Below are 12,862 nucleotides of genomic sequence, written 5' to 3' on the forward strand. Positions count from 1 at the left end.
ATGCCATGGACTAGCCGGCCGGCATCGAGAGACACACCCTAGGCAAGCAGCCCAGGATCACAGAACGATCCTGTGTTGCTGATGAGGGGCGAGAGCCTCGGAGAGGAAGAGATCATGATGGCACCCAGTGGGCAGTCTGCCGGCGCAGGTGGTCGTTGGACTGGTCCGGCCCACCTCAGCGCAGTCGCCATCGCGGACCTCGTCGACGGACCCAGTGCGGTCCGCGTCCTCACCGAGGCTCTCGTATCAGGACGCATCGATCCCGAACAGGACAGCCCGAGGCTCTTCGCTCCCGCCGGGCCGGGCGCCGAGTTCCTGATGATGCCCAGCGCTACCGGCGGCGCGTCGGGGGTCAAGGTCCTCACCCTCGCGCCGGGCAACCCCAAGGATGGACACCCGAACGTCCAAGGCGTCTACGTCTTGTTCGAAACCGAGCACCACGCGCCACTGGCGGTTCTCGACGCTGCGGAGCTGACACTGGTGCGCACCCCGGCCACTACGGTGATGGCCGCCCAACACCTCATCGCCGCCCACCGCGGCGTAGACCCCGAATCCGCGGTACGCGCACAGCGGGTGGTGGTCTTCGGCACCGGCCCGCAGGCTGAGCGTCACATCGCGTACCTCAACGCGGTCCTGCACCCTGACGACATCGCCGTGGTGGGACGCCGCCCCGAGGGGGTAGACGCGCTCGTCGCACGGTCGGCCGCTCTCGGCGCTCCTGTCCGACCCGCCGACGCCGCGCGGGACCTGTCGCGGGCGGACCTCATTGTCTGTGCCACGTCCTCCCGCACTCCCCTCTTCGACGCCGGCGACATACCCGGCGATGCCGTGGTCTGCGCGATCGGCGTACACGGCCCCGACAAGCGCGAACTCCCCACGGAGCTGGTGCTCAATGCCGACGTCGTGGTGGAGAGCCGTGCCGCGGCGATGCGTGAGTCGGGCAACCTGCTCCTTGCCCGGCCAGCGACCGAGTGGGTCGCGGGCGCTGAGCGCGGACACCCGCTGGCCAACCTGACCGAACTGGTAACCGGCCGCTTCACCCCGTCGCCCGGTCGCCCGGCAGTCTTCTCCGGAGTTGGCATGGCCTGGGAGGACCTGGTCGTGGCGCAGCATGCCTACGACCGCTACCGGCAACGCGCGTGACGCACCAAAATGTCTGTCCACGTTGGAGGAATTATGTATGACACCCGCACCGACCGCATCGACGATATCGTCCTCGGTGCGCAACGGGCCGCGACGCAGTGGTCCAGCCGAACCCGCACCGAGCGCGCCGCAGTGCTGCGGGCCGTTGCGGATCGGCTCGATGGTGCCGCCGACATCCTGGTCCCGCTCGCCATCCGGGAGACGCACCTCGCCGAGCAACGGCTCCGCGGCGAGCTGGCGCGTACGACGTTCCAGCTGAGGCTGTTCGCCGAGACGGTGAACGAGGGCGGCTACCTGGACGCGCGCGTGGACCACGCGGATCCGGACTGGTCGATGGGGCCGCGTCCGGACCTGCGGCGCACCCGCGTCCCCTACGGCCCGGTGGTAGTGTTCGCCGCCTCCAACTTCCCCTTCGCATTCTCCGTGGCCGGCGGCGACACCGCCTCTGCCCTCGCTGCCGGATGCTCCGTGATCGTGAAGGCACATCCGGGCCATGTCGGGCTCTCCGCCGCGACGGCGCAGGTGGTGACCGAGGCGTTCGACGAGCTCGACGCACCGAGCGGGCTCCTGCAGATCGTCTACGGCCAAGAGGCCGGGGTGGTCGTGCTGACGCACCCGCAGGTGAAGGCTGCGGCGTTCACCGGCTCCATCCCCGGCGGGCGAGCGCTGTTCGACCTGGCGTCGTCGCGCCCGGAGCCGATCCCGTTCTACGGCGAGCTCGGGTCGGTGAACCCGGTGTTCGTCACTGCTTCCGCGGACGCCGACCGCGGCGTAGACATCGCCGCCGGGCTGGTCGGGTCCTTCACGCTGGGCGCGGGCCAGTTCTGCACCAAGCCGGGCGTGGTCCTCGCACCCGGCGACTCCCACTTGTTGACATCGCTGCGCGCCGGCGCGCTGCCGTCGGCCGCGCCGCTGCTCAACGACAAGATCACGGCCGGCTACCTGAGTGGCCAGCAGCAGCTGCGCCGGCATCCCGCTGTCACCGTGATCGCCGAGGGGGAGGATCCGCTCAACGACCCGCCCGCTCCGGCTATCCTGTCCACCTCGGTGCAGGACCTATTGGCCGATCCGGAAGCGCTGCTGGCCGAGTGTTTCGGCCCGACCGTCCTGATCGTCGAGTACGCCGACGAGCAGCAGCTGGTCGAGGTCGCGGAGCAGCTGGAGGGACAGCTCACCGCGACCCTGGTGGCGAACGAGGACGACCAGATCGTCGGGCAGCTGACGACCATACTGGCCTCGAAGGCTGGCCGACTGCTGTGGAACCAGTGGCCCACGGGCGTCTCGGTGACCTACGCCCAGCAGCACGGAGGCCCTTATCCGGCAACCACCGCTGCCGGGACCACCTCGGTCGGCACCGCCGCCATCGATCGGTTCACCAGGCCGGTGGCCTATCAAGGATTCCCCGACTTCCTGCTTCCGAGCGAGCTGCGCGACGACGCCGACGTACCGCGCAGAGTTGACGGGAAGCTGAGCTGATCCGCACCGCTGGAGCATCCGAGAAAGGGCAACATGAGGACAACACGCATCATTCACGCTGTGGACTCACACACCGAGGGCATGCCTACGCGCGTCATCACCGGCGGCGTCGGAGTCTTCCCCGGTGCCACGATGGCGGAGCGCCGCCAATGGTTCATCGACAACAACGACGAGCTGCGCACGCTGTTGATGTTCGAGCCGCGCGGCCACGCCTCCATGTCCGGATCGATCCTCCAGCCCGCTACCCGGCCTGATGCCGACTACGGCGTGCTCTTCATCGAGGTCTCGGGACTCCTTCCGATGTGTGGCCACGGCACCATCGGTACGGCGACTGTGCTGGTCGAGACCGGGATGGTCCCCGTCGTCGAGCCGGTGACCACGATCCGCCTCGACACCCCGGCCGGTCTCGTCGTCGCCGAGGTCGCCGTACGAGACGGACACGCGGAGTCGGTCACCATCACGAACGTGCCGTCGTTCAGCCTCGCGCTGGACCAGGTCGTCAAGGTCGAGGGGTACGGCGACGTCCGCTACGACATCGCGTTCGGAGGCAACTTCTACGCGATCGTCGGCCTCGACGACCTCGACCTACCGTTCGACAGGGCGGCGAAGCAGCGGCTGATCGACGCGGGGCTTGCCATCATGGACGCGATCAACGAGCAGGCCAGGCCGGTGCACCCGGAACGCTCGGACATCAACGGGTGCCACCACGTGTACCTGAAGGCGCCGGATGCCACCGCCCAGCACTCCCGGCATGCCATGGCGATCTACCCCGGTTGGTTCGACCGGTCGCCCTGCGGCACCGGCACCAGTGCCCGGATGGCACAGCTGCACGCGCGCGGCGAGCTCGACCTCCACACCGACTTCGTCAACGAGTCGTTCATCGGGTCCAAGTTCGTCGGCCGACTCATCGAGGAGGTCGAGCTGCCGGGCACCGAGGACGGCGAGACGATTCGTGCCGTCGTACCCACCATCACCGGACGGGCATGGGTCACCGGCACCGCGCAGTACATGCTCGATCCCACCGACCCATTCCCTGCGGGGTTCCTGCTGTGACCGCACTTTGCGGACCTCCCGGGAGGGTGGCATGAGCGATCACCTGCCCAAGGGCGCAGAAGTCGTGGTGATCGGCGCGGGTGCGGTCGGCGCGGCCTGCGCGTACTTCCTGGCGCGGGAAGGCTTCCGCGTGCAGGTGCTCGAGCAGGGCCAGGTTGCGTCGGGGACCAGTAGCGCGGGTGAGGGCAACCTGCTGGTGTCGGACAAGGAGGCCGGCCATGAGCTGGACCTGGCTCTGTACTCGCACTCGGTGTGGCACGACGACCTGGCCGAGTTCGGTCAGCTATGGGAGTTCGAGTCCAAGGGCGGCTTCGTCGTCGCGTCGAGCCCCGAGGGCGCTGACGCGCTACGGGAACTCGGCGCCCGTCAGCGCCTGGCAGGCATCGAGACCGTGGACGTCGACGCAGCCGACATCCGCCAGTACGAGCCGAACATCCGTACCGGCCTGGCGGCAGCCGCGTACTACCCGCAAGACGCCCAAGTGCAGCCCATGCTTCTTACCGCCCATCTGCTGCGGCTGGCACGCGGCATGGGGGCTGTCGTCTCCACAGGTATCGAAGTCACCGGGATCGAGCACCGTGACCTGGGTGGCGAACGACGGGTCAAAGCCGTCCGCACCAGTCGAGGAACGATCGCCTGCGACCACGTGGTGAACGCCGCCGGCACCTGGGCGAGCGAGATCGCGGCGATGGCTGGGGTCGACGTACCCGTCCTTCCCCGGCGTGGCTTCGTGCTCGTGACCGAGCCGCTGCCGCCCACGATCAACCGCAAAGTGTATGCCGGCGAGTACGTCGCCTCGACGCACTCCTCCGACGAAGGCCTGCAGACCTCTACCGTGATCGAGGGAACGCAGGCCGGGACCATCCTGATCGGGTCCTCGCGGGAGCGGGTCGGGTTCGACCGCACCGTGTCGTTGCCGGTCCTCCGCGAGATCGCGGCCAAGGCACTGGCGTTGTTCCCCTCGCTGGCCCGGGTCCGCATCATGCGCACCTACCTGGGGTTCCGGCCGTACTGCCCCGACCATCTGCCCGTGATCGGCCACGACTCCCGCCTTACCGGGATGTGGCACGCGACCGGGCACGAGGGCGCCGGCATAGGGCTGTCGGTCGGCACCGCGAAGCTGTTGGCTCAGGCCATGGCCGACAAGTCGCCCGACCTGGACCTCTCCCCCTTCGCCCCCGCTCGCTTCTCGGCTGGTGACCACGCATGACAAGACATCCGAAAACCCAGGCCGGTCCGCGGACGGTCGAGGACGGCGGCACGTCCGTCGTACACCTCACCCTCGACGGCCAGGAACTCCTCGCCCACCCCGGCCAGACCGTGGGTGCGGCACTCATCGACGCCGGGATCCAGTCCTGGCGCACCACCCGGAAGAACGGCCGCCCCCGAGGCCTCTTCTGTGGCATCGGGATCTGCTACGACTGCCTGATCACCGTCGACGGCGCACCCAACCAGCGCGCCTGCCTCGTCCCCGTCTGCGAAGGCATGCAGCTGAGCACGACCGCTGCACCGCTCGGTGCGGCAACTGACGCTCCCAACGACGGAGGGACCAAGTGATGAGCACCAACCCGACCCCTGCTGGACAAGCGGTCGGCACGTTTGACGTAGCGGTCGTCGGTGCCGGCCCAGCCGGCCTGGCGGCCGCAGTAGCTGCGGCCGACCGGGGCAAGACCGTCGTGCTGGTGGACGCTGGTGCCCAGATCGGCGGCCAGTACTGGCGTCATCCGGACGAGCGCGCCCCACGTGGGCCGGAGGCGGAAGGCCATCACGACTGGAAGCTGTTCACCGAGCTTCGTGAGAAGCTGCGCCGACACCGGCAGATGGGCGCGGTGGTGCACCTTCCCAATGCCCAGGTGTGGTTCGTGGAGCCCGCGGCGCCGACCGGCGCCGATGACCGGGAAGGGGGCTGGACCCTCCACCTCACTTCGACGATCGTGGGCGTCGACACCGCTGAGGCGACGCCCAGGCACGTCGTCGCCGCCAGGCTGATTCTCTGTCCGGGTGGGTACGACCGCCAGCTGCCCGTCCCCGGTTGGGACCTCCCCGGAGTCATGGCTGCTGGCGGCGTACAAGCCCTGCTGAAGGGACACCGCACACTCGCCGGCCAACGCGCTGTCGTCGCGGGAACGGGCCCCTTCCTCCTTCCGGTCGCCAAGCAGCTCGCCGATGCCGGAGCGACAGTCGTGGCCGTGTGCGAGGCCAATACCCTGACCGGATGGGCGCGCCACGCCCGCGCCGTGGCAGCCCTTCCTGCCAAGGTCGCCGAGGGTGCGGAGTACGCCCTGGCGCTGGCCCGCCACCGGATCCCGTACCGGACGCGCACCGCGGTGACTCGCATCGATGCCGATCCCACCGGCACCAAGGCGGTCCAACTGGCCCGGCTTGATCATGCGGGGCGAGTTGTCGGCCCCACGACGACCGTTGACGTAGACCTGGTCGCCCTGGGCTGGGGTTTCACCCCTTCGATGGAGCTCATCACCGCGGTGGGCGCCCAAACCAGGATCGACGTCGACCAGTCTCTCGTCGCCGTCGTCGACGACTCGCAGCGCAGCACCGTGCCAGGGGTGTACGTCGCCGGTGAAGCAACCGGAGTCGGCGGGGCGCTGCTTGCGGTAGCCGAGGGTGAACTGGCCGGGATCGCGGCGGCCGACGCGCTCGAGGTCCACGCCATGCATATTCGTCGACTGCGTGCGCGCATCCGGCGCCTCCGTGTCTTCGCCGCCGCCATGCACCAGGCGCACCCGGTCCCGGCGCGCTGGCACGAGTGGCTCACCCCGGACACCACGATCTGCCGGTGCGAGGAGGTCAGCTTCGACAGCGTCTGTCGGGCCCGCGACGAGCTCGGCGCCACCGATGTACGGACTGTCAAACTGCTGGCGCGACCAGGAATGGGCTGGTGCCAGGGGCACGTGTGCGGATTCGCCACAGCCGAGCTGGCCGCTGCCGCCGAGGACCGACCCCTCACCGTGGAGGATCTGCGACCGCTGGCCAAGCAGCCCCTCTGCGCCCCCATAGCCTTGGAACTTCTGGCCCAGGTCACCTCGAAATCCACCGACGAGGCCCGCTGATGAAGCGGGGACGGCCGTCGCTGGTTGCTCTCGGCACGGCCGGACACGTGTTCGGCCGTGCCGGTCGGAGGACCCAGAACTTAGTGTCACGTGACGGCATACTTCGAGGAACCAGCATCCCGCAGAGAGGCTGGGCACATGGCACTGAAAGGGCTTCCGAGTCACCGCGATCAGGGAGTCGGACCTCGAGGTAGGTGATCGAGCTTGCAGCACAATAGATTTCGCGCAATTGATCGGATTCCCGGCACATCCAGCGACGCAACCCGGCAGGCAGCGCAAGGCTCCGGGGGTGGGCCGCGAATCCGGCGACGGGACCCGACGCGTACCAGGATCGCAGCCCTCGGTTCGGGCAGTCGACGAAGCGGACGTTGCGGATCGACCCCAACGACGCCACCACCTCACCGACATCCAGCCGGTTGGTCACGATCGTGCTGGAATGCAACAGCGAGTGGGCGGCCGCCGCTGTCTGGCTGAGAACATTCACGTGCAGCCCGTCGAACCGCGAGTGAATCTCAGCAAGGCCGATGACGCCTGACGGGCCCGGCGTCGGCGACCGGTGTCGAGGTCGGGCGACCGGTTGCTTTGCTGTCCGCGGCATCCTTCTCCAAGGTCAGCAGGTGCCGACCGCGCGATCGACGTCGCAGCGCTGAAGCGCACCTTCGCCATTCGCATCAACGACGGCGTGGCCGCGACCCTGGTGACGGCGGCGGTGGAAGCGACCACGGCCATCGCGCTGGGGGTGGTGCTGCGCTTGGTCCCCGTGGGCAACGAAAGTGGCCGCCCTGCACTCGGCCTGATGGGCCGGTGCTTACTGCACCACACACCCCGGGGCTTGTGGGGTGCCGGCGAAGCGGTCGGCGAGGAAGTTCATGCCGCCCGTGGCCTCGCCTGCGGCGGCTCCGATGTGCGTCGGGAACAGCGAGTGGATTGCGGTGAGGGTGGCGCCCTGTGCACAGTAGCTATCGACGAGGGCGGTGTAACCGGCGACGGGGATCTTCTCGTCGGCGACGCTGTGGTACAGGTACAGCGGGGTGTCGGGGGCGGTGCGGCCGAGTTCATTGGGCGTGGCGGCGTTGCGGAAAGCGGGATGCGCTAGCAGGTTCGGCACCGTGGCGAAGTCGTCGACGTGGATGTCGGAGTAATTCTGAGCCAGATCTGCACCGCAGGCGGAGGTGTCTGCGGCGAGCAGCGCGCGGCGGCCCCGGTCGTTCAGCAAGTCGGCCAGCCGGGAGTCGGGTTCATTGCGGGCCAGCCCGAGCAGGATCAGAATCGCCCCTGCATCACCGTCGGCGCGTTGTGCCACGGCCGGGATATCGGTGGGGATTCCGCCGGCGCTGGTGCCGACGAATCGCACGTCTGGTGCGTATTCCCGACGCAACTGCGTGGCCCACAGGGTGGCGAAGGCTCCGCTCGAGTATCCAAAGGCGCCGATCGGGCTCGAGGCATCGATGCCGGCTGGCGGGAAGGACCGTGCGGCCCGGATTCCGTCCAGGACTCCACGTCCGGATGTCACGCCGTCGAAGAGTCGGGACTGCGGCCCTTCGAAATCGCTGACCACGACGGCCCATCCACGCAGCAGTGCCTCCGCGATGAACGGCGCATCCTGCATGGTGCTCGCCATGTCGGTGGCGCGTCCGCCGCGCAGCGTGGACGACGGCGCGCACCGGGTATCGAGACTGTTCTCGGGTACCTGGTACGACAACACCGGCCGCGGCCCGCTCCAGGGCACCGGCGGCACCAGCACCGTCGTCACGTCCAGCTGCGGATGCTCTTCGGAATCGGTTGTGCGATACCGCAATTGCCACGCCGCCACCGGTATCGGCAAACCGAGCAGCGGGATCGTCCGCGCCCCGAGCACCGCACCGTTCGGATGTGACGCGAGATCGGTGGGTGCGGCATAGAAGGGATCGTCACCAGGGGACAGCACTGCGGCTCGCGCGACCGGCATCGACAATGCTGTCGCCAGCATGATCATGGCGAGTGTGAGGGGCGCAAGCCATAGCCGGCCGATCCGCCACCACATCACTGGTTGCCAGGGCGTGCCGTCGACCGGCAGACCAGGCACATCGGTAGCCGAACACGCTGTGCGGCAAGCATTTTTCCGATACGTCGACAACAGATGCCCGAATTCCATCACGCCTCCCGCGTCCAACTACCCGACGCGCAGGCACTCTGGGCCCGCACCAACCGGTCACAACACTTCAGATTTGGATCACGGTAGCATAACGATTTCATATTTACATTTATAAAGTTTTCAACAAACGTTGCGGCCGCCCAGAAAGGCGAAAAAAGCTCTCCTGGATCGAGTCGATACGCGGATATCTGTTCGCGACATGGCAAGCAATTTCTTGGCATACGACGCCATCGCAACCAGTCTGTGATTTGTGCACGTCGGCTCGCGTCGCAAAACCTGATGTTGGAGGCACAAGATCGATCTGACCGAGGCAAGCATGGGCGACGATTCTAAAAATCTCGGCTTCGCCGAGCCCGTTTCAGCAAACGTCTGTATGGTGCTGGTCCGAGACCCCCGGAAATGGCTGTGCGACGGAATCAGGGATGCGTACACGGAGGTCGCGGGCAGGAGATGCAATGCCGATAACATGGATTCGATGGCTCGTTCTCGGGGTCATATCGGTAGCCGCATTCGCCACATTGCCCATGGGACCGGCAAGCGCCGACCCGGTCGATGACATCCCAGGTGGGCTGGAGTCGTTCTATCACCAGCAACTGGACTGGAAGCCGTGCAATGACGCGGTGCTCGATGGCGCGGGGGCTCAATGCGCAGGCGTTGTTGTACCGCTCGACTACAACCGACCGGACTCACGCACGCTGACCGTAGCGATCTCGCGCATCCCAGCCACCGACCCTGCCCAAAGACGCGGGATCATGCTGTCCAACCCCGGCGGTCCCGGCGGTCCGGGCCTGAGCATGATGGTCGACCTCCAGGATCGGCTCACACCGGATGTCCGTGCCCGGTACGACCTGATCGGCATGGACCCGCGGGGTATCGGCCGATCGGACCGGGTGAATTGTGCGCTGCCGCTGCCCACCATGATGTTCTCGGCCGGCTTCGATACCTTCGGCTACGCTCGCGACACCACCCTGGCCGCCGCGTTGGCTGCGTCCTGTGTGGCACCCGATCCCGAGAAGGCCCGCCACATCACCACCCGCAATACCGCCCGGGACATGGATGTCATTCGCAGCGCATTCGGCGAACGCAAGCTCAACTATTACGGCGGCTCCTACGGCACCTACCTGGGCGCGGTGTACACACAGATGTTCCCGCAGCACAGCGACCGGATCGTGCTGGACGGCGCCATCGACCCGGACCGCTACTGGATCGGCACGTACCAGGACATGGGCGCTATCAACGAGGCCGGGCTCGACGACTGGGCGATCTGGGCAGCCCGCCACGACGCCGACTACCACTTCGGCAGCAGCGGACCGCAGGTCCGAGCCTTTGTCGAGGACATGATCCGACGTGCCGCCACGCATCCGGTGATCGGCAACGGCTATCTCATCGATGAACACACCGTTCCGGTGATGCTGATGGCGATGCTGTCGAATCCGCAGAAGAACACCAACCTCGCCGAGGTCGTGCGGGTCGTGGCCGACGCAGTGTCCGGGCTGCCCATCGACATGACGCAGCTGAAAACGAAGATCAGCGGCCCCGTTTCGCTGGACGCCTCGGGCATGGCCGCAGTCATGTGCGGCGACAAGGCCGCACCCCGAGATCCGGCCTGGTATCGCCGCAACATCGAAGACGTCCGAGCCACCCAACCAGTGTTCGGCGCGTTCGCCAACAACATCACCGCCTGCGCGTTCTGGCCGGACCCGATCGAGCCACCCACCGAAGTGCACAACCCGACACCAGCCCTGATCTTGCACGCAACCCGCGACACCCGCACCGCCTACCAGCAAGGCCTTGCACTGCACCAGGACCTGACAGCGTCACGAATGGTCACACTGGCAGACACCCGCGTTCACGGCATCCTCCGCGCCGACCTGAGCCAATGCGTGAACGACGTCGTCAACACCTACTTCCGCGACGGCACCCTCCCCGATGCCGACATCACCTGCCAACGCGACCCCAACCATCTCCCCGACTACTAACTGGTGTACTTGAACGACTTATTGATCCGCACGGGGCCGGTATCCCGATCGACACCCCCACGGTCAGCTCACCGACCTCGCTCGGTCGCGTCATCGACGCCAGACAGAACTCCGTCCGGGCATGCCACCGCTCAGGCATGGCCGATGGGAACACCGCACCGAACGCCGCCAGCAGCAGGGAAAGTCGCAGTCAGCCCTCAACACCATCGCAGCCTGGCTACCCCACGACCAACCAATCTCACTGTCTCCACAGCGACCCGCAACCTGAACATCCGAAGCCAACTAGCAGGCGTTCTACGGGAACTTCTCCCGAGCGTTGGCACACCGGGGTCTCGAGCAGTGGTCCAGAAACCACCAAAAACACCCTCTGACCTGGAGCCGCCTGGGGGAATCGAACCCCCGACCTTTTCATTACGAGGGTCAGGACAAGGCCCTGAACAGGGAAAATAGCAAGGATTGTCGTCGGTAGCCTTCGGCGTTGTTGTCGTGGGTGTCGTCGTTGTTGTCGTCAGATGTGTCGTCGGCGGGTGGATCGGTCCCTCGCCGATTTCGCATGTCCGACACCTACTCCCCCCGCTTCCTCATACTGGCCGTCCTGTGCTGAGGGAGGGTTAGTCAAGGGTGCCGTAGGCATCACGTAGTGACGCGGTAGCGCCCTTTACTCACCCGGACTGAAGTCAGATCATGGGGCCATGAGGAGGCGGGACTCCGAGCCGGGATGTGTTCTCTAGGCGTGAGCTTGGTGCTATCCGGCGCGGATGGAAAGGACCGGTGTCCGCGCTGGATAGCGTTCCCCGGTTAGTCAGGGACCGGGGTCCGGGCCTGGAGTCGTCGTCGTTGGCGGCTCACTGTCCGGCGTCGTTGCCGGTGGCCCGGAGGCAGGGTGGGGGGCCGAAGCCCCCGAGCGGGTGGTTTAGGTGCCGTCGCTGCCGCAACCGTCGCAGAGGAGGAGTGTGCCGTCGAGGTACCAGCTGCCGTGCTGGATCGGGCACTTGGCGGGGGTGTAGGGCCATTCCCAGTCGGGGAATTGGGCGACGCCGACCCGAACAGGCCCTCCGTAGGCGCAGTCGCGGGCGATGGCGGTGGTCCAGGTGCCGCCGATGCTGGAGAGGTCGGGCAGCTGATCGATGGGGTAGCTCATGGTGGGTGTCCTTTCCGGTGGGGCGATCTGACTGAGGGCGTCTCGATCACGGCCGTGGTGGGTGTCAAGAGTCAGCGAATGCTGATCACGTAGTGACGCCGTAGGCGCTCTTGATGCCCACTGCGGTTGTGATAGCCCTCGAATCAGTCAGGTCGCCCCACCGGAAAGGACATGCTGCCGCTACCTCGATCAGCTGCCCGACATCGGGGTGACGATGGTCGACTACCGCGGCTGGGGCTTGCGTCTACAGGGCACGTGTTCAGGTCGGCGTCGCCCAATTCCCCGACTGGGAATGGCCTGGAGCGGAACGGAGTCCGGTGGTGGTGCGGTAGCTGGTACCTCGACGGCACATTCCTCCGGTTCGTGACGGTCGCACTCGGGACCACAGCCAGTTGACCGGGGTAGCGGCCGGCCGTTTCGTGCTCGGCTGCGGGAGGTAAGTCGGGGACGGCTCACGTCGTGCCCAGCACGGTCCGGTGATCGGGAAAGCGACCAGAGGTGATTAGTCCGCGTCCTGCCACGTCGCCAAAGCGGATGCCAGAACAGGCGAACAGGGCCACCCCCTCATCCCCTCACCCCCACTCCCCTACTGCCAGCACCCCCTTCATATCGGCCCCGCTCTCGTAACGTCTCCCTTCCGGCTTGAGGGCATACCGGGTGTCCGGCCCTCCTGGGCTGTGGGGCGTATTACCGCGTGGTCATGATCCCTCGTTCGTCTCGGCCTGCTGCATCGCATGGTGTTGCAAATAACGCGCAGGACTGGACTCGGTTCTCTGCCGTGTTCAGCGCGCCGCGACGTGCCGACGCGCGCCGCCCTGGCGAGCGCCGAGTCAGGGCGGACGCGGGGGGGCGGGCGGGGGGCCGCCCC

Annotated in this window: 9 protein-coding genes; 7 read left to right on the forward strand and 2 right to left on the reverse strand. The window is 67.1% G+C overall.

The window, feature by feature from the left end; genetic code table 11:
* Window positions 1-114: 114 nt before the first annotated feature.
* From ABZW16_RS31495 to ABZW16_RS31520, 6 genes are read left to right on the forward strand one after another with little or no spacing between them, the layout of a single operon-like run.
* On the forward strand, window positions 115-1,143 hold the full coding sequence (locus ABZW16_RS31495) for an ornithine cyclodeaminase family protein (RefSeq protein WP_354959728.1): 1,029 nt from the start codon (window positions 115-117) through the stop codon (window positions 1,141-1,143).
* 33 nt (window positions 1,144-1,176) lie between these two features.
* Window positions 1,177-2,619: an aldehyde dehydrogenase (NADP(+)) gene (locus tag ABZW16_RS31500; RefSeq protein ID WP_354959729.1), complete on the forward strand. Its 1,443-nt coding sequence runs from the start codon at window positions 1,177-1,179 to the stop codon at window positions 2,617-2,619.
* Window positions 2,620-2,679: 60 nt separating this feature from the next.
* Window positions 2,680-3,672: a proline racemase family protein gene (locus tag ABZW16_RS31505; protein ID WP_354959730.1), complete on the forward strand. Its 993-nt coding sequence runs from the start codon at window positions 2,680-2,682 to the stop codon at window positions 3,670-3,672.
* Window positions 3,673-3,703: 31 nt separating this feature from the next.
* Window positions 3,704-4,882, forward strand: coding sequence for an FAD-binding oxidoreductase (locus tag ABZW16_RS31510; RefSeq protein ID WP_354959731.1), 1,179 nt, complete (start codon window positions 3,704-3,706; stop codon window positions 4,880-4,882).
* Window positions 4,879-5,229, forward strand: a complete 351-nt coding sequence (locus tag ABZW16_RS31515) for a (2Fe-2S)-binding protein (protein ID WP_354959732.1) — start codon at window positions 4,879-4,881, stop codon at window positions 5,227-5,229. The genes ABZW16_RS31510 and ABZW16_RS31515 overlap by 4 nt, the downstream gene beginning before the upstream one ends.
* Window positions 5,229-6,740 (forward strand): FAD/NAD(P)-binding oxidoreductase, encoded by a 1,512-nt coding sequence (locus tag ABZW16_RS31520; RefSeq protein ID WP_354959733.1) that lies wholly within the window; start codon window positions 5,229-5,231, stop codon window positions 6,738-6,740. Before ABZW16_RS31515 ends, ABZW16_RS31520 begins: the two co-directional genes overlap by 1 nt.
* 808 nt (window positions 6,741-7,548) lie before the next feature.
* Here ABZW16_RS31520 and ABZW16_RS31525 read toward each other — a convergent pair.
* Window positions 7,549-8,805, reverse strand: coding sequence for a lipase family protein (locus tag ABZW16_RS31525; protein ID WP_354959734.1), 1,257 nt, complete (start codon window positions 8,803-8,805; stop codon window positions 7,549-7,551).
* A gap of 491 nt (window positions 8,806-9,296) precedes the next feature.
* Here ABZW16_RS31525 and ABZW16_RS31530 point away from each other — a divergent pair, with 491 nt between their 5' ends.
* Window positions 9,297-10,853 carry an alpha/beta fold hydrolase gene (locus ABZW16_RS31530; RefSeq protein WP_354959735.1) on the forward strand — a complete coding sequence of 519 codons (1,557 nt, stop codon included), beginning with the start codon at window positions 9,297-9,299 and terminating at the stop codon, window positions 10,851-10,853.
* 913 nt (window positions 10,854-11,766) lie between these two features.
* Here the strand turns inward: ABZW16_RS31530 and ABZW16_RS31535 are convergent.
* Window positions 11,767-11,994 (reverse strand): hypothetical protein, encoded by a 228-nt coding sequence (locus ABZW16_RS31535; protein ID WP_354959736.1) that lies wholly within the window; start codon window positions 11,992-11,994, stop codon window positions 11,767-11,769.
* Window positions 11,995-12,862: the final 868 nt, after the last annotated feature.

The organism is Nocardia sp. NPDC004604 (assembly GCF_040609795.1).
Lineage (GTDB): Bacteria > Actinomycetota > Actinomycetes > Mycobacteriales > Mycobacteriaceae > Nocardia.